General features: G+C 65.3%; 19 protein-coding genes. 8 read left to right on the plus strand and 11 right to left on the minus strand.

The window, feature by feature from the left end; genetic code table 11:
- The first annotated feature begins 43 nt into the window (after nucleotides 1–43).
- Both R2834_01210 and R2834_01215 read left to right on the plus strand, forming a co-directional pair.
- A complete protein-coding gene (locus R2834_01210; protein MEZ4698920.1) occupies nucleotides 44–1,009 on the plus strand; it encodes an L-threonylcarbamoyladenylate synthase in 966 nt (321 codons plus the stop codon).
- 63 nt (nucleotides 1,010–1,072) lie between these two features.
- On the plus strand, nucleotides 1,073–2,752 hold the full coding sequence (locus R2834_01215) for a patatin-like phospholipase family protein (protein ID MEZ4698921.1): 1,680 nt from the start codon (nucleotides 1,073–1,075) through the stop codon (nucleotides 2,750–2,752).
- Here the strand turns inward: R2834_01215 and R2834_01220 are convergent.
- A complete protein-coding gene (locus R2834_01220; GenBank protein MEZ4698922.1) occupies nucleotides 2,749–3,297 on the minus strand; it encodes a hypothetical protein in 549 nt (182 codons plus the stop codon). The genes R2834_01215 and R2834_01220 overlap by 4 nt on opposite strands.
- A gap of 40 nt (nucleotides 3,298–3,337) precedes the next feature.
- On the opposite strand from R2834_01220, the gene R2834_01225 reads away from it, so the two are divergent.
- The 5 genes from R2834_01225 to R2834_01245 all read left to right on the plus strand — a co-directional run bounded on the left by R2834_01225 (nucleotide 3,338) and on the right by R2834_01245 (nucleotide 7,678).
- Nucleotides 3,338–4,696, plus strand: a complete 1,359-nt coding sequence (locus tag R2834_01225) for a gluconokinase (GenBank protein ID MEZ4698923.1) — start codon at nucleotides 3,338–3,340, stop codon at nucleotides 4,694–4,696.
- Entirely contained in the window at nucleotides 4,687–4,824 is a 138-nt protein-coding gene (locus R2834_01230) for a hypothetical protein (GenBank protein ID MEZ4698924.1), read from the plus strand. Before R2834_01225 ends, R2834_01230 begins: the two co-directional genes overlap by 10 nt.
- Nucleotides 4,821–5,609 carry an ABC transporter ATP-binding protein gene (locus R2834_01235; GenBank protein MEZ4698925.1) on the plus strand — a complete coding sequence of 263 codons (789 nt, stop codon included), beginning with the start codon at nucleotides 4,821–4,823 and terminating at the stop codon, nucleotides 5,607–5,609. The genes R2834_01230 and R2834_01235 overlap by 4 nt, the downstream gene beginning before the upstream one ends.
- The gene (locus R2834_01240) at nucleotides 5,606–6,160 is read left to right on the plus strand and encodes a cob(I)yrinic acid a,c-diamide adenosyltransferase (GenBank protein MEZ4698926.1); all 555 of its coding nucleotides are present in this window, start codon (nucleotides 5,606–5,608) and stop codon (nucleotides 6,158–6,160) included. The genes R2834_01235 and R2834_01240 overlap by 4 nt, the downstream gene beginning before the upstream one ends.
- Before the next feature lie 273 nt (nucleotides 6,161–6,433).
- Entirely contained in the window at nucleotides 6,434–7,678 is a 1,245-nt protein-coding gene (locus R2834_01245; protein ID MEZ4698927.1) for a peptidoglycan DD-metalloendopeptidase family protein, read from the plus strand.
- Between the two features lie 386 nt (nucleotides 7,679–8,064).
- Here the strand turns inward: R2834_01245 and R2834_01250 are convergent, their stop codons facing one another.
- Nucleotides 8,065–8,793, minus strand: coding sequence for a DUF6503 family protein (locus R2834_01250; protein ID MEZ4698928.1), 729 nt, complete (start codon nucleotides 8,791–8,793; stop codon nucleotides 8,065–8,067).
- 93 nt (nucleotides 8,794–8,886) lie between these two features.
- On the minus strand, nucleotides 8,887–9,477 hold the full coding sequence (locus R2834_01255; protein MEZ4698929.1) for a hypothetical protein: 591 nt from the start codon (nucleotides 9,475–9,477) through the stop codon (nucleotides 8,887–8,889).
- A gap of 536 nt (nucleotides 9,478–10,013) precedes the next feature.
- Here R2834_01255 and R2834_01260 point away from each other — a divergent pair.
- Nucleotides 10,014–10,421 (plus strand): hypothetical protein, encoded by a 408-nt coding sequence (locus tag R2834_01260; protein MEZ4698930.1) that lies wholly within the window; start codon nucleotides 10,014–10,016, stop codon nucleotides 10,419–10,421.
- Nucleotides 10,422–10,475: 54 nt separating this feature from the next.
- On the opposite strand, the gene R2834_01265 is transcribed toward R2834_01260, so the two are convergent.
- The 8 genes from R2834_01265 to R2834_01300 form a co-directional block, all read right to left on the minus strand.
- Nucleotides 10,476–10,904 (minus strand): hypothetical protein, encoded by a 429-nt coding sequence (locus R2834_01265; protein ID MEZ4698931.1) that lies wholly within the window; start codon nucleotides 10,902–10,904, stop codon nucleotides 10,476–10,478.
- On the minus strand, nucleotides 10,901–11,215 hold the full coding sequence (locus R2834_01270) for a hypothetical protein (GenBank protein MEZ4698932.1): 315 nt from the start codon (nucleotides 11,213–11,215) through the stop codon (nucleotides 10,901–10,903). The genes R2834_01265 and R2834_01270 overlap by 4 nt, the downstream gene beginning before the upstream one ends.
- Nucleotides 11,216–11,491: 276 nt before the next feature.
- Complete coding sequence (locus R2834_01275) at nucleotides 11,492–12,835, minus strand: hypothetical protein (GenBank protein MEZ4698933.1); 1,344 nt, start codon at nucleotides 12,833–12,835, stop codon at nucleotides 11,492–11,494.
- A gap of 31 nt (nucleotides 12,836–12,866) precedes the next feature.
- Nucleotides 12,867–13,940: a hypothetical protein gene (locus R2834_01280; protein ID MEZ4698934.1), complete on the minus strand. Its 1,074-nt coding sequence runs from the start codon at nucleotides 13,938–13,940 to the stop codon at nucleotides 12,867–12,869.
- Nucleotides 13,937–14,368: a biopolymer transporter ExbD gene (locus R2834_01285; protein MEZ4698935.1), complete on the minus strand. Its 432-nt coding sequence runs from the start codon at nucleotides 14,366–14,368 to the stop codon at nucleotides 13,937–13,939. The genes R2834_01280 and R2834_01285 overlap by 4 nt, the downstream gene beginning before the upstream one ends.
- 19 nt (nucleotides 14,369–14,387) lie before the next feature.
- On the minus strand, nucleotides 14,388–14,789 hold the full coding sequence (locus R2834_01290) for a biopolymer transporter ExbD (GenBank protein ID MEZ4698936.1): 402 nt from the start codon (nucleotides 14,787–14,789) through the stop codon (nucleotides 14,388–14,390).
- Nucleotides 14,790–14,823: 34 nt separating this feature from the next.
- Nucleotides 14,824–15,483, minus strand: a complete 660-nt coding sequence (locus R2834_01295) for a hypothetical protein (GenBank protein MEZ4698937.1) — start codon at nucleotides 15,481–15,483, stop codon at nucleotides 14,824–14,826.
- Complete coding sequence (locus tag R2834_01300; protein MEZ4698938.1) at nucleotides 15,459–16,457, minus strand: MotA/TolQ/ExbB proton channel family protein; 999 nt, start codon at nucleotides 16,455–16,457, stop codon at nucleotides 15,459–15,461. Before R2834_01300 ends, R2834_01295 begins: the two co-directional genes overlap by 25 nt.
- Between the last annotated feature and the right edge of the window lie 3 nt (nucleotides 16,458–16,460).

Consider the following 16,460-nt stretch of genomic DNA (forward strand, 5'->3'; position numbering starts at 1 on the left):
ATCGGGAGGGAATCAATTTCGGGTGTCGCGCGTGATCCGTCGCATGAACGTAACCGTCCCGATCGCCACCGTCCTGACGGATTCGCCTGAGGAGGCCGCCGCGTATATCCGTCGCGGCGCGCTCGCGGCGTTTCCCACGGAAACCGTCTACGGCCTCGGCGCCGACGTTTTCCAGCCGGCGGCCATCGCGTCGATCTACGCCGCCAAATCGAGGCCGGCGGACAACCCGCTGATCATCCATGTCGCCGACGCGGCGGACATCGACCGCGTCGCGGCGTCCGTCCCGCCCGTCGCGCGGGCGCTCGTCGAAGCCTTCTTCCCCGGCCCCATCACGCTCGTCCTGCCCCGCCACCCCGACGTACCCGACATCGTGAGCGCCGGCCTGGCTACCGTGGCCGTCCGCATGCCGAGCCATCCGATCGCGCGGGCGTTTCTGGAAGCCTGCGGCACGCCCGTCGCGGCCCCTTCGGCCAATCGGTCGGGCCGGCCGAGCCCGACTACCTGGGAGGATGTCTACGCCGACCTCAAGGGGCGCATCGGCTGCATCCTCCAGGGGGATCCGTCGGCCGTCGGCCTGGAATCGACCGTCGTCGACTGCACGACGTCGGACCCGCTGATCCTGCGGCCCGGCGCCGTTTCGCTGGAGGAGATCCGGACGATCGCGCCGGCGGCGCGGTATGCGGACCTCAGCCGGCTCGAGGAAGTCCGCAGCCCCGGTCTCAAACACCGGCATTATGCACCGCAGGCGCGGGTCGTGCTGGTGGATGGGCCGTCGGAGGTGCCGGCGGAGGAAGAAAACGCCTACATCGGGCTGACGCCCCACCCCCGGATGGAGGCGCTCGGATTGCACGAGGCGCCGGAGCACGTGCCGGCGTATGCGCAGCAGCTTTTCCAGTTCTTCCGCCGCGCGGATCGGCTGGATCTCGAGACCATCTTTTGCCAGCGCGTGGACCAGGATGGCATCGGGCGCGCCCTGATGGATCGGCTTACGCGTGCGGCAGCCGGCTGAGGGTGGGCGGCTTTCGCCGGAATGCGTACTTTGCGCTGTTCATCCACCGTACCCCGCATTCGCATGCCCACACCCATCCCCGCATCCCGAGGCTTGAATCACGGCATCGGGCTCGCGTTGTCGGGCGGCGGTTTTCGCGCCGCCGGCTTTCACCTCGGCACCCTCGCCTACCTGCATCGCGCCGGCCTGCTCGATCAGGTCGAGGCACTCTCCACCGTCTCGGGCGGCACGTTCGCCGGCGCGGCCTACGTGCTCGCCCTCATCGAAAAAAAGCCGTTCGAGGCGTTTTTTTCGTCGTTCTACGGGTTTCTGACGCACGAGGTCGTCCTGCGCAAAGGCCTCGCCGGATTGAGCGAGGAACACCCCGACGTGCCTTCCGGACGCAAGGCGCTCATCATCTCGATGGCCGATGTCTATACCAGGACGCTTTGCTCGCGGCCGGACGGGACGCCGTACGTGTTTGGCGACGTGCTGGACGCCGGCCTGCCAATCAAGGAAATCGCCTTCAACGCTACCGAGTTTCAGACCGGCAAGGCCTTCCGGTTTCAGACCAGCCAGACGCGCGGGTTCATCGGCAACAGCTCGATTCGACTGAGCCGGCTCGAGGCCGCCGGGATACGGCTGGGCGATATCGTGGCCGCGTCCTCGTGTTTCCCCGGGGGCTTCGAACCGATCGCCTTCCCGTTCGATTTCGCCTGGCCGGGCGGCAAGCTGCCGGCATCGCTGAAAACGCAGTTCGAGCGGGGCGGGGCGCCTCGGCCCATCGCCTTGATGGACGGAGGCGTGTACGACAACCAGGGATTCGACAGCCTCCTGCTCGCCGAACGCCGCGACCGCAATAACCTCGACCCGGGCGAAACGCCGGAAACGGATGCCCTGGGCCTCCTCGTGATATCCGACGTCGACAAGGCGCACGAAACGCTGTACGACTTCCCCTCCGTCGACATCGGGAGCCCGATCACCCTGAACACGGTCAACCGCATCTCACAGGCCATGCTGCTCGTCGCCACCGTGTACGGTGCGCTGCTGGGCTATCGCTTTTTCGACCGCGCCGCGTCGCTCGATGTGCTGGAGGCCTTGCTCCTCGGGCTCCCGTTCGTCCTCGTCGCCGCGATGGCGATCATCATCTTCTGGGTGCGCCGGCAGGCGAGGGCGGCGATCCGCCGGGTGCCCCACGCCGATCGCGCGCTGTGGTCGGATATCAAGGGGCTCACGCTGACCCAGGTGGTCGAGATGGGCGTGGCGCGCATGGCGTCGCTGTTCGCGCTCTCGTCGCGCGTCTTCATGAAACGCATCCGGCAGATGGGGTACGACCTGCTGTACGAGTCGCCGGAGTACGCCGGCCGGCAGCTGTCGACCCTCATCTACGACCTCACCCCCGAAAATCCGCAGTACCGGTATCTCCGGACAGGTTTTCTCGACCCTACGCCGACGCTGCGCCGCGTGATCGGCGTGGCGGCCGGCCTGCCCACCGGGCTCTGGTTCGAAGCCGAATACGAGCTGCCGTGCCTCGTGGCCACCGGACAGGCCACGCTGTGTTACAACCTGATGAAATACATCGCCGCCAACTACGAACTGGCCGGCGCCAAGGTGGAAAACGAGGATGCCCCGCGGATGCCGATGACGCCCGATATCCAGGCGTTGTGGGACCGGCTCGAGGCCGACTGGCGCGCGCTCAACGACGATCCCTACGCCCTGCTGACGCCGCTCGCCGGCGCGATGCCGGTCCGCCCGCCGCGTTAGCCTCCTACCTGCGTGATGGCGACGGCGCACGTCGGCGCCGGCTGCGAGGTGACGAACAGGTCGCCGTACGAAACGATCTCGCCGAGGGAATCGAAGATGAACAGCCGGTGGATGCCGTTGGCGCTCAGCAGCGATGGGCTGAACTGGAAGATATATTCGCCCGGCGCCGTCGCGTCGAGGATGGTGTCCAGCACGAGCAGCGTGTTGGCCGCGCCGAACGAGCGCAGCACCAGCCCGCCGCGGACCCGGTCGAACTGGAGCACGCGGATGGTGATGGTGACCAGCGAGCCCGAAACCGGGTTGGGCGCCGGCGGTCGGTCGACAAAGACGACACCGTTGTAGACCGGCGCGATGCGCCAGTCGTCCGCATCCTCCCGGCAGGTGGCGCCGCCGAAGCTGTCGTCGAGGATGATGGTGATGCCCGAGGCCGGCGCGTTGGCCTCGTCAATGAACTCTTCCTGGGCGGCCTGCGTATCGCAGCCGGCCGACAGCAGCGTCAGGACCAGACCGGCCGCCACGGCCACAATAGAACGAGAGGGTTTCATACGATTCATGCAAGAACGAGCGGGGTGACAGAGAGCCGGTATGTCAGATACACGTGTTTTGATAGGCATCGACCTGGGGACCACCAGCACCAAAGCCGTCGCGGTCGACCGGATGGGCCGGATCGTCGCACGGTGCGAGGCCGGCTACCCGCTGCTGACGCCCGACGCCTCGACCGCCGAGCAGGACCCCGACCAGATTCTGGAGGCGGTCTACCGCGTCTTGCGCGACATGCAGGTACGACTGCGGGGGGCAGCGGTCGCCGGACTGTCGTTCAGCAGCGCCATGCACAGCGTGATCGCGATGGACGCGGATGGAAACGCGCTGACACGATGCATCACCTGGGCCGACACACGCAGCGCGCGGCAGGCGGAGGCGCTCCGCGCGACGGCGGCGGGCGATAGCGTGTACGCCGCAACCGGCACGCCGATCCATCCCATGACGCCGCTATGCAAATTGCGCTGGCTGGCGGAAGATCGGCCGGACCTCCATCGACGGGCGCATCGCTTCGTATCGATCAAGGAGTACGTCCTGCACGCCCTGACCGGCCAGTGGGTGGCCGACGAGTCGCTCGCGTCCGCGACCGGGCTGTTCGACATCCGGCTGCGCCGATGGCATCCGGAGGCGCTGGCCCTCGCCGGGATCGATGTGGCGCAGCTCTCGCCGGCGGTCAGCACGCGGCATATCCTCCCCCGGCTCACGGCCGAGGCGGCGAGCCGAAGCGGCCTGCCGGCATCGACGCCCATCGTCGTCGGAGCGAGCGACGGATGCCTCGCCAACCTCGGCGTCGACGCCATCGAGCCCGGACGGCTCGCGGTGACCATCGGCACGAGCGGCGCGGTGCGCATCGCCACGGACCGGGCGGACTTCGACCCGGCCAGCGGGTTGTTCTGCTACATCCTCGACGAAAGCACCTACATCCAGGGCGGCCCCATCAACAACGGCGGCATTGTCTATCAGTGGTTCGCCGAGCGGTTTCCGGGGAAAAGTCCGCTGGATATGGAGGCGTTGCTGGAGGAAGCGGCCGGCCTGCCGGCGGGCTCCGAGGGGTTGCTCTGCATCCCCTACCTCCTCGGGGAGCGCGCGCCGTACTGGAATGCCCGGGCCCGGGGCGTGTATTTCGGCATCAGCATCCAGCATACGCTGGCGCACTTCCTCCGCGCCGCGCTGGAGGGCGTCATCCACACCCTGTACGCCATCGCCGACCGCCTGCCGCCGGCGCCCCGCCGGTCACGAGCCTCTATGCCACGGGGGTTCGTCAATTCGCCGCTGTGGACCCAGATTCTGGCGGATATCTTCGGCCGGCCCGTTCATCTGCTGGCGACGGGGACGCTTCGGCGATCGGCGCCGTCCTGCTCGGCTGGGAAGCCCTGGGGGAACCCCTGCCTCGCATGGCGTTAGACGCCCTTTTCGCCATCGAACGAACGTGCGCACCGCCTGCCGCCGCCCACGGCGTCTATGCCGATCGGCACCGCGCCTTCGACGCGCTGTACCGCCGGCTCGATGGCGCCTTCGCCGAATTGCTGTGACGAACGAACCGATCATCGAATCCCGGGCGCTCTGCGTCGAACTCGGCCGCCGCCCCGTGTTGCAGGGTATCGATGCCCGGGTCGAGCGTGGGCGATTCACCTGCCTGGTCGGCCCCAACGGCAGCGGCAAAACCACGCTGCTGCGGGCGATCGGAGGCCTGCTCCCCTACGAAGGCGCCCTCCAGCTCGACGGCCGCGAGGTCGCCGCCTGGCCGGCGCGGGAGCTGGCGCGCCAGCTGGCGTTTGTCCGCCAGTCGGCCTCGGTGTCGTTCGAGTTCAGCGTCCGCGAATTCGTGGCGCTGGGGCGCACGCCGCACCGCCCCTGGATCGGCGGGGACCGCCCGGAGGACGCGGCCCGCGTCGACGCGCTGCTGGATGCGCTCGACCTGCGCCGGCATGCCGACGGACCGGTAACGCGGCTCAGCGGCGGCGAGCAGCAGCGGCTGTTCCTCGCGCAGGCGCTGGCCCAGGATACGCCCCTCCTGCTGCTCGACGAGCCGACCCTACATCTGGACCTGTATCATCAGTACGACCTCATGCGCCGGCTCGAAGCGCTCGTCGCCTCGGGCAAGACCGTCCTCGCCGTCGTCCACGACCTGGCGCTGGCCGCCCGGTTCGCCGATGCGGTCCTCGTGCTGCACGAAGGGCGCCTCGTCGCCGGCGGCACGCCGGCCGAAACGCTCTCGCCGGCCCGAATCGCCGAGGTGTTCCGGATGGAGGCGCGCGTCGAGACCGATCCCGGCGGCCGGCCCGTCATCGTTTTCAACCACACCATCCCATCATGAAAATCTACACCCGCACCGGGGACGACGGCACGACCGGCCTTTTCGGGGGCGGCCGCGTCCCCAAGCATCACCTGCGCATCGAATCCTACGGTTCGGTCGACGAGACCAACTCGGTCCTCGGGCTCGCGCGCGCACACGCCGACGGCCATCCCGACGCCGGGCGCCTGTCCGACCTCCTCCGCAACGCCCAGGAAGACCTTTTTATCGTCGGCGCCGACCTCGCCACCCCGCTCGAAGCGCGCGCCATGGTGCCCCGGACGACGGCCGACCAGATCGCCCGCCTCGAGGCCGAGATCGACGCGCTCGAAGCCGACCTGCCCGAACTCCGTCATTTCATCCTGCCGGGAGGCCATGCGCTGGGGGCCACGCTGCACATCGCCCGAACCGTCGCGCGACGCGCGGAACGATGCGTCGTCGCGCTGGCCGAAGCCGAGCCGGTGAATGAATTCGCCCCGGTGTACCTGAATCGCCTTTCCGATTTCCTGTTCGTCCTGGCCCGCTGGTCGAATCATCGCGACGGCTCCGGCGAGACGCCCTGGATTCCCGGGTGACGGGGATCGGCGAGGCATGACAGGGCCATCGCATTCTGTTCAAACGCGCGTATCTCCCGGTGTGGGAGTATGGGGGTATGGGAGTATGGGAGGTTTTGTTGTAAAAAATGCCCCCATGCACCCAAAATCCCATACGCTTCTCACGGCCACGGCGAGAATGCGATTGCCCTGGGGGGAAGGACCGGGTGTTTTTTCTCGCCGGCATTTCGTAGTTTTGAAACGCGCCCCCGAAATCCCCAAACTCGTTCGAACGCGCTCACGGTCCACGCACGCATGCCCCACCGACGTCGTTATTATGTACGGGCTCTGATCGGCACGTACCTGTTGTTCGTTGTCCTTTTCCTCCTCTATCCCCGCGCCACGTCGTCCATCGGGACCACGGGCGCCGCGCCGGTTCGCATCGTGTCCGACGAACCGCTAGCGTTCGATACCTACGGCATGCGCGAGGATGCTTTTGCCGTGACCGAAGGTACCGTCAAGCGCAACGACACCTTCTCCGACATCCTGGGGCGCGGCGGCATCCCCGCGCGACGCGTCCATGAGATCGCCGAGGCGGCCCGCCCGGCCCTCGATGCGCGCCGGATCCGGGCCGGCAACGCCTACCGATTTTATGCCTCGGGTGAGGCGCTGGACACGCCGGCGTATTTCGTCTACGAAAAAAACGCGATCGACTTCGTCGTGCTCGACCTGCGGGACACCCTGCGCGTGATCGAGGGGCGCCGCGCGGTGCAGGTCCGGCAGCAGCAGGCCGCCGGCCCCATCGATGGCTCGCTCTACGTCACGCTCCAGGAGCAGGGCAAAAACCCGCTCCTCGCGGTCGATCTCTCCGAGGTCTTCGCCTGGCAGGTGGATTTTTATCGGATCATGAAGGGCGATGCCTTCTCGGCCGTCTACGAGGAGCAGTACATCGACGGCGCGTCGATCGGGATCGACAAGGTGCTGGCCGCCCGGTTCGTGCATCAGGGGCGGACGTATACCGCCTACCGGTTCGAACACGACGGGCGGGTGGATTATTACGACGAGGACGGCAACGGATTACGCCGGCCCTTCTTGCGGGCCCCGCTCAAATACTCACGGATCAGCTCGCGGTATTCGGGCAACCGGTTTCATCCCGTCCTGAAGCGCTACAAGGCGCACCTCGGCACCGACTATGCCGCGCCCGTAGGCACGCCCGTCCGCGCCACGGCCGACGGCGTGGTGCTCGAAGCCTCCTACACGAAAAACAATGGTCGGTACGTGAAGCTGAAGCACAACAGCACCTACACGACCGGCTACCTCCATCTGTCCGGCATCGCCAACGGCGTAAAAAACGGCGTCTTCGTCAAGCAGGGCGACGTGATCGGCTACGTCGGCAGCACCGGACTGGCCACGGGGCCCCATCTGTGCTACCGGTTCTGGAAGAATGGCGTCCAGGTGGATCCCCTGCGCCAGGAACTGCCGGATACCGCCGAACCCCTCCCCGAATCCTATCGCCCCGCGTTCGAGCAGATGAAAGCCGAACTCGCCGGCCTGCTCTGACCGGGGGCGGGGCCGTTCAAGGGTTGAGGTTCGAGGTTTAAGGACCAGATTCCCTTAAACCTTGAGAGACTGATCGGATTTTCAAAAATCTTTCTCGGACGTCATCATGAACGCCCTCCGCTTGCGGTGGGCGTGATGAATGCCAGTCCTCGCTAACGCGGGGAGCTCTCGAACCACCGTGAGACGCTCATGGGAGCCATGCGCGAGTGATTCGGGAGGTCCTCCCGCGTTCGCGGGGGCGGGCTTTCGCCAACCCCGTCGCAAGCGCCGGGGGCTCAGGAAGACAACCCATTTTTATTCCTCAACAGTTTCTTTAGGTTTGAGGTTTAAGGATCAGATTCCCTTAAACCTCGAACCTTAAACCTTAAACCTTAGACCTCCACCTCTCAACGCCGCCCCGACTCGACCTGTTCGTAGGCCTCGACGTAGTCCGTGCCCAGGTATCGATCGTCGCTGTTGACGTACCAGGCACGGATGCGGGGCAGGGTTATGCCGCCGGCCTCGATCTCCTCGTCGAAAAAGAGGTATTCCCCGTCGTTTTTCGCTTCGTCGTGGTAGAAGCGGCTCCCGATCAGGGCGTAGGTGGCCGGGTCGAAGTAGAAATACCAGACGTCTGACCCCACCTCTTCCGCATAACTCACGCGGACGGCGAGCGTCTCATGCTGGTTGAACGTGACGCGCTCGGCCGCTTCGCCCAGCTTCGCGCCGGCATCGTGGAGTTTCATGGGCAGCCCGTACAGATACTCCTGATAGCCGCGCCACCAGGCGATGCCATCGCAATCCATGCGGTATTTCTTGAGGTCCTCCTCCGCGATCTGCGTCGACCCGTCCATCGTCGCGACGCAGCTGCCGCTTTCATGCATGCGCATCTCGAGCCGGTGTCCGTCGCGTTCCATGGTCATGACGAACAGGCCGGCGGGATAATCGAGCACCACGTCCGTCGTGCGGTCGGCGCCGCCGGGTCGTGTCTCGCGCAACTGGAGCCGGTGCGCCTTCTGGTACCACGCGCCGGCCGGATCGTGATGCGCCAGACTCCGGGCGAGGACCTCGCTCCCTGAAAGCGTCTGTGCATGCACGGAGGCCGCCATGCCCGTGAACCCCAGGAATGCCCCCAACAGGAGGATGCTATGTGCCCGATTTCGCATACGCGCGCGTTCGACTCCTTACCGCGTTAGACGGAACTACGCCGGCTACCGACGCCCCGACGGTCAGACCAGCATCGTCGAGGAGCTGGGCTGCTTGGTGCGCAGCACGGCTTTGTAATCGGCGTTGATGTCGTCCCAGCGATTGAGCGGGAATAGCGTCTCCTCGTCCTTCATGTTGATCAGGACGTAGTGCGGCTTGCCGGCGTACTGGGCGCAGAACGTCAGCCATTTCGCATACTGCTGACCGAGGCGCTCCCGATTATCGTACAGATCCTGAATCATCTTGAAGCGCTTCAGCTTATGGATCTGCTGGTTGAATCCTTCCTTGCCCAGCGCCAATTTCGGCATAAACGCAATGGTTTCACGCACCCTGCGGTCGTGAATGCGTTTGGACAGCACAGCCGGCGGCACCCACATCGTCACAAAAACCACTTCATCGGCATCCGCGATCAGGCCGAGCGCATCCTTGGCGAAGTAGTCCTGTTTGCCGTTTACGAACGGTCCGAGGAAGTCGTAGTGGAGCACGAGTCGATTGACGACCGGCTCCTTGATGTCGACCAGGGTCTGGGCGCGCGCGAAGACGATGCGGGAGGGATCGCCCATATCCAGTTCGGAGACGATCGACGGCAGGCCTCCGCGTTGAATCTTCTCCATCAGGTACGATTTGCCAACGGCCGGCGGACCGCCCAGGAGATAAAGTTTATTAACGTGTACCATTGCGATGCGATATCGATATCGGGGAAAAACAACAAAGGACGCCCCCACCCTGGGTCCGCATGGTGTGCAGGACGCCACACGGCCCATCCCGGCGCCGTGCCGGATCCGGGAAATGCGCCCTACGTCCTGGGGATTCGAACTGCTGTACACCGTCCGGCGGGGGGGCCGGCGCCGATGCCGCAAAAAACGCTCGTTTCCTACACAGTTAACGTTCTCATCATCTTCTCATAACATACAATCATCACGGCACCACCACGTTCCGAAGGAGGCAAAAGAAATCCCATCACTTTTTTGCCTTCGACAGACGGCGCGGCGGCTCTGGCTCAGGTATCGACCGGTAGCGGCAATCTTCAACCCCCCGGCAACCTGATTCGGAGCCGGCAGTCTATATAACGTGCCTCAATGCCTATATTGCGTTCCCACCGGACGAAGATGCCGGCGGCGACCCCTACTCACCTACGTCGAGATCCTCCATGCGGTTTTTTCTGCGCATCATGCCGGTAGCGGCACTCGGTGCCCTGTTTATGATGCAGGGTTGCGCCAACCTCAACGCGCCGAATAACAACAGCCAATCCCAGCTGTACCTCTCTGAGTTCATGCAGCGCCTCTCCGAAAAAGGCATCACGGCGCGCGAAAAGGGACCGATTTCGGAGGCGACCATCACGTCGACCTTCGGGGAGCGTCTGCTCCTCAACGAGCGGGACATTGTAGATGTGTACTTCTTCCGGGACGATGCCCAGGCCAAAAAAGAGTCGAACGTCGCCGAGACGCTCGCGCTGTACGATGTGTATCTGGAAGGCAACATCGTGCTCTTCCATCGCGTAGGGTTCGACCCGATGGTCAGAAATGCGCTGGAGGACATGTTCGGGCTCCCCAAATGACCGCCATCGCGTGTCAGCGAAGCCCGTCGCGACGCAATTGAGCCTTGTTTCGCGTCATTGCCGGCGGAACGGGGTATCCCCCACGTGCGCGGCCGTCGTCTCGTCCCGATTTTCCGGGATGTCGGGCATCCAGATGATCTCCTCGACCTGCTGCCGCAGGTACAGGATGTCGAACATCACGGTGTCGGCGATGATGAGGGAATCCTGCCGCAGCACGAAGAGCATATCGTAGGCATTGACGGTGTCCGGCTGAGCCGGCGGAGGCGGTGTATAGGCCAGCGCCTCCTGCTCATAGTCCCACATCTGGAAGGTGAACGCCTCGTCATTCCGCTCAAACAGCAGACTGACGGGCGCATCCCGGTAATTCCGCTCGAGCGATTTGAGTAGATCGTACAGGATGGCGCGTTCGGCCTTTTCCCGGCTCGTCTTGAGTTCGGTCGCGCTGCGGGTCGTAGACGGACGCCCGGTCGTTCGCGCCGTCATACCAGGTATTGGCCTTCCAGCTGCCAGCCGTTCATCAGGCTCTGCACGTCCGCCGGCAGCACGGGAGGCAGCTTATGCGTCTCCATCGACGGATGAACCACGACCACGTCGTCCGGCCCGAAGCCGTTCCTGGTGATGTCGATCACTTCGAGCGCGGTCGTTTCGCCTTCCGTGAGGATGATGAGCGCATCGAGGAGGAAGTTGACGAGTTCGGGGTCGTTGACCTCCACCACCGGCCTCGTCACCTGGCTGAAATCGAGCTTCGCCTGCGCCATCGCCGGCTGCGTCCGCGTCCCGGCGAGCAGGAGCACGGCGACACATTGCGGACGCGCGCGCCCATAAAACGCCACGTATCGCGGGCGGCGCGGCCCGGCCGCTTCCCGGCTTATGGATACACAGGACGATTTGCATGGTGACGCTCCGCGCCGGCAGGGGCCGGCCAACTACATGGATCGATAGAGTTCGAGATACTTCCGCGCCTCGGCGAAATTGCCTTCGGTGCGATGGAAGGTGGCGAGCAGTCCGTACAGCGTTTTCTGATCCTCGCCCGACAGCCGTTCGACCTCGTTGAGCGCGAGTTCGGCGCGCTACCGCCCGTGACGCTGCTGCGCAGCAGCTTCTGCGCTCTCCAGATACGCCCTCGGCCGGTCTTTCCACGGGATCGAGGCCGCCTGTTCGAGATATTTCAGGGCCGTTCGGTTGTCGCGCCGTTCGCCCAGATAAATCATCGCCTGGTTGAAGCAGATCGTGCCGAACGTGTCGAAATAACGCGTGTACAGCGAGTCGACCGGCACGCCGGCGGCGTCTACCGGCGTGCGCTGCACCAGGCCGAGCAGCCGGCTGGCGGCCTCGTCGCCATTCCCGTTCTTGTACTGGACCGCCGCCAGCCGCCATTCCATCTCGTCGCGCGCAGGCTGGGTCGACAGCTGGCCCAGGAGCCGGCCGAAGCCCCGCTCGGCCCCGCTGAGATCACCGTCCTGCTCGAGCTGAACGAGCGAGTCGCGCGCGAAACTGGCGGCGATGTTGCCGTTGTCCCACGAAATCCACTGGAGTTCGCCCTTCACGAAGTCGACGTCTTCCGGAATGCTCGCGAGCGCCAGCGCCCGCTCGTACGCCGAGCGCGCCGAAGGGGCGTCGCGGCGCCAGACGTGCACGTCGGCCTGCCGGACGACGTACTGGAAGAGCAGCATCGAGTCGAGGACCGCGTCGGCCGGGTCGGGCACGAGGTCGTAGGTATCCAGATACACCTGCTCGGCCAGCTGGTAGTTCTGCAGCGCCGGCGCCCACCGCTTGGTCTGGTAATAGTTGTTGGCCAGCGCGAGAAACAGCGCGTGCTGGTCGGGCCGAAGCCGGGTCAGTTTTTCAAGGACCTGGATCGACTCCTCGTAGGCGTCGGCCTTCCCGAGGCGCTGCGCCTGCGCGGTGTATACGCGCGCGAGCACGCTCTGCGTCTGCTCGTCGAAGGGGTTCAGCCGGATCGACTGCTCCAGCGCCTGCTGGGCCTGGTTCAGCAGCACCGTCTGCCGGTTGGTCCCCTCCTTCGAATCGAGGTCGCCGGCGCGGGCGAGCTGGATGAGCTGATTCAGCGGTCCCGCCGCCTGGTTGGCGGCGCGTAGCGCGGATTCGGCCGCCACCGGATCCACCTGGCCCGACGAGTCGGCGGCCAGTTCGAGAAATTCCCAGAGGGTGTCGCTGTAGGCCGTCCACGTGACGGCCTCTTCCCGGACCTCGGAGGCCTGCTCCTGATCGGGGATCGAGACAAAGGAGGCCTTGCTCAGCGAATCGGCGTAGGCAGCGACGGTGCTGTCCACGCCGGCGGGCACGACGAGCATGTCCAGATCGGTCTGCGCCGGACGGCTTGCATGCCGGGAGCCCGAACAGCCGGCGACGAACAGGCTGACGAGCAGTAGAATGCGGATGGATGCGTGCATATTCACGGTACGTACGTCTCGGGCAATGCGGTTAGCGTTCGGCACGCGCCTGCTCCCACCAGGAGAGGAAGAGGCCGTAGAATTCGCGCGACCGTTCGTTCGAGGCGGCATCCCGGCGGGAATTGACGGCCACGATGTCGCGTCCGTCGCGCCGGACGACCCCTTCGCGCAGATAGGCGCTCATTTTCTGGAAGCTGCGGTCGACCAGGTAGGTCGCCTCCTCCTTCTCGACGAGCACGATGTGCACCTCGTACAGGCTTTCCTTGCACATCAGATACAGCTCGTAGGCCTTGCCGTCGACCGTGAAGGCCGCGATAGAGGACAGGAACGAGGGCCGATGGCGGACGAGCTGCCGGATGCCGATGGGCAGCTCGGCGGGGTGCTTTTTCATCCAGTCCACCAGTTCGCGCACTTCGAGGTTGGCATAGTCGTCGCCCAGCGCGTCCAGCGAAATGCGCTCGACGGTCGGGCCCTGCTGCAGGCCGGCGTTCTGGCGCGCCTGCTGCCCGCCCACCACGCGGGTGTCGCCGCCGATCTGTTCGCCGACGCGCGCGGCTCCCTGCCCCCCGGAGCCCGATGCGATCGCAATGTCGCCGCCGCCGTTCGGATTGCCGGAGGTGCGGCCGGCCCGGCCGCGGCCGGCGGCCGGCAACGCGCTGTTCAACCCGTCGAGCGCGCTCAGGTCGCCGAGGCCCGACAGCGCGTCGGCGGTTTCCACGCCGCCGGCGCCCGCCGCCGGCTGGCGCGAGCGCGTGGGCTCGGGCGGGGCGTCGTTCGACGACACGTCCAGTTCCTGCGGGAGGAAGGCGCTCAAATCCAGCTGGTCGAGCGACCGGACGGCCGTCGCCGGCTTCTCGCGCGTCGTCTCACGCGGCGCCTCCTCGGGCGCGGCGCTTTCCGATGGGGCCGGATCGGGCGCGAGCACCGGCGTCGGCGGCGCAAACAGGGCGAGGTCGACTTCCCGGAAGACCTGGCGCGTCGGCTTGTCGACGGAATACGAGGCCGCGAGGAGGAGTCCGTACGAGAGCAGACTCACCGCGCCGGTCACGAGCAGCGCCCGTCCTTTCCGGCTCGCCGCGTCGCCTCTGGGTTCGGGTAGGATCATGCGCCGCCTCTGCCGATCTGGGTATTGATGTTTTTCCGGACGCCGAGACGCTCGCACATGTCGTGCACGTCCACCAGCCGCTGCATCACGGCATTGGGATGCGGCTCGATGACGATTTCGACGTCTCCGCCGGCGTCCTTCTGATCCCGCACGAGTTGCCCGACGAGCGACTCGAGGTCCGCCATCTGTTCGATGTTGACATACAGGGGTTCGTCGGTCGCCATTTCGCGCACCTGGTAGAGCCCCGTCTCCTCGATCAGCACGCCGATCATGCGGGTATCCTCCGCCGGCGGCTCCACCGGCGCGTCTTTCTCCACGCCCGGCAGCTGAATCTGCGAAATGACCGTCAGATCGCTGATCATGAGAAATCCGAAGAGGATGATCAGTCCGATATCGATAAAGCGGATGATGTAGCCTTTACGTTGCATCGTAGCGGGCTCGGGGCGCTCAATCGCCGCTGAGGTTGAGTTCGACTTCCAGTGACTTCTGGATACCCATGTCGTCACACAACGCGGCGACGTCCAGGGCGTAATGAACGGGCGCATCCCAGCTACTGCGGATCCGCACCTTCAGGCGCGCCTCCTGCTGAAGCAGCGCGACGCGCCGGGTGAGGTACCCGCGCAGCATTTCGATGCTGCTGATCTTGGTCTGCTCGTCCTCGATCAGAAACGTGCCGTCGGGCAGGATGCCGATAAATTCGATCTCCTCGCTATCGATCGGCATGGGCTCGGTCTCGGCGCTTTCGGGCAGCGCCACGTCGGTGTCCTGCAGGTTCGATATGGTGATGAAGCCGAAGAGCATGATCAGCACCACATCGACGAACCGCATGATGAAGCCGGAATTCGTCATCGCTTCCCTCGCTTGAAATCAGGGGTCTGCACGGTCATGACATCGACATGGCCTGAAACTTCAGGTCACGCCCCACGCCATCCACCGTCACCTTCACCGTGTTGAAGCCGGGCTCGCTGCCCACGCGGAAGGCGATGCCCGTCTCGCCGCGTTTGTCGGTCTTGACCTTGATTTCCTGCTTGCCGTTGTCGAACGAGCCGTCGCCCAGCTCGACCGCATAGACCACGGGCCACTCCGGGATCGGGTTCTCGTATTCATCCAGCACCTGGACCTTCAGCGGCTTGGGCAGCTTCTCGCCGGCCGCACCGCCCTGGTTGTTGCCGAACTGCTTCAGCTTCCGCGGAAGCCCCGGTTTGGCCATGACCGTGTGGCTGATGCGGGTGCCCGCCGCCTCCGACCCGGGCACGCTCGCCGTGAAAGTCTGCAGGCCGGCGCGATGGGGCAGGTTCCAGTCGAACCGGACCTCCCCCTTGTCGTCGGTCGTGAGCGTTACCTCGGGGTCTCCCGTGTTGAGGCTGCTCTCGCCCTTGTCGACCCCGATGACCACCTTGCGTCCGGGGATCGCATTTTCGGCCTCGTCGACGAGCTGGACGACGATCTGCTTGATCGTTCGGCCGGCCGCCTCCTCCTTGGGCGCATTCAGCAGCCGCAGCGCGTGCGGCTGGCGGGTTACATCGACGCTGGCGGACAACATCGACTTGCGCAGTGCAGAGGTACCCGAATCGCCGTAAAGGCGCTATTCGAGAACCGGTCCTGCAGGACCGCCTCTACCTGCGCGATAGGCTTTCCCTCGGGCGCCGGACGCACCGTCTCCGTTCTGGTCACCGGGTTTCCCGACACGGACACGACGGGAGCGAGGTGATCGTTCACGAGCGGCTCGAGATCCAGGTGCGTGTCGCCCTTGGCGGCGCTGGGAAGAGCCAGCTCCATCAGGCGGAAGCGCAGCTCGTCCGACTTCGCTCCGATCCGTTCCAGCCGGCGGTTGAAGAAGCCGAAGACTTCGGTCGAGCTCAGGTTCAGGATGATGCTGACAATGAGACCCATGAGGGTGGTGATGAGCGCGAAGCCCATGCCGGTGAGAATCACCTGATCGTCCAGCAAGCCCTGGGAGAACACGGTAAAGATGCCCCATACCGTGCCGAGCAGACCGAGCGCGCCGGCGGTGTCGGACATAAAATCCACCCGCCGCTTGAACGTGTCGAACCGGTCCTGCTGGTAGCGGATGTAGTTCGCGATTTCGTCGTGCAGGTCGGCCTGGTTCTGCTGGGACTGGAAGACGTTGAGCATCGTGGCGTGCAGACGCGCCAGCATGCTGTCCTTCTGGCCGGAGATCGTCTTGATGATCTGCGGCAGGCCCATCAGGCGGAAGTCGACGTGTTCCAGATCTTTCGATTCGCGCCGGTCGGACATCAGTTCGAACCACTTCAGGGTCACCAGAAACATCCCGATGATGAACACCAGGAAGATCGGCCAGCGCAGCGGTCCGGCCTGCTCGGTGAGCGTCCACAGGTTGTTCATGGTGAACCCGTCGGACGGCGCGTCCGCCGCCTGGACGGGCAGGAGCGCGCTCCCCGCACTCTCCGCGCCGGCGCTGAGGCCGGCACCGCCGAGCGCGACAAACACGCCGGCGGCAATGATCACTAGAAATAGGCGCAGTAATCGGTTCATGGA

Source organism: Rhodothermales bacterium (genome assembly GCA_041391505.1).
In the GTDB taxonomy this organism is placed as follows: domain Bacteria; phylum Bacteroidota; class Rhodothermia; order Rhodothermales; family JAHQVL01; genus JAWKNW01.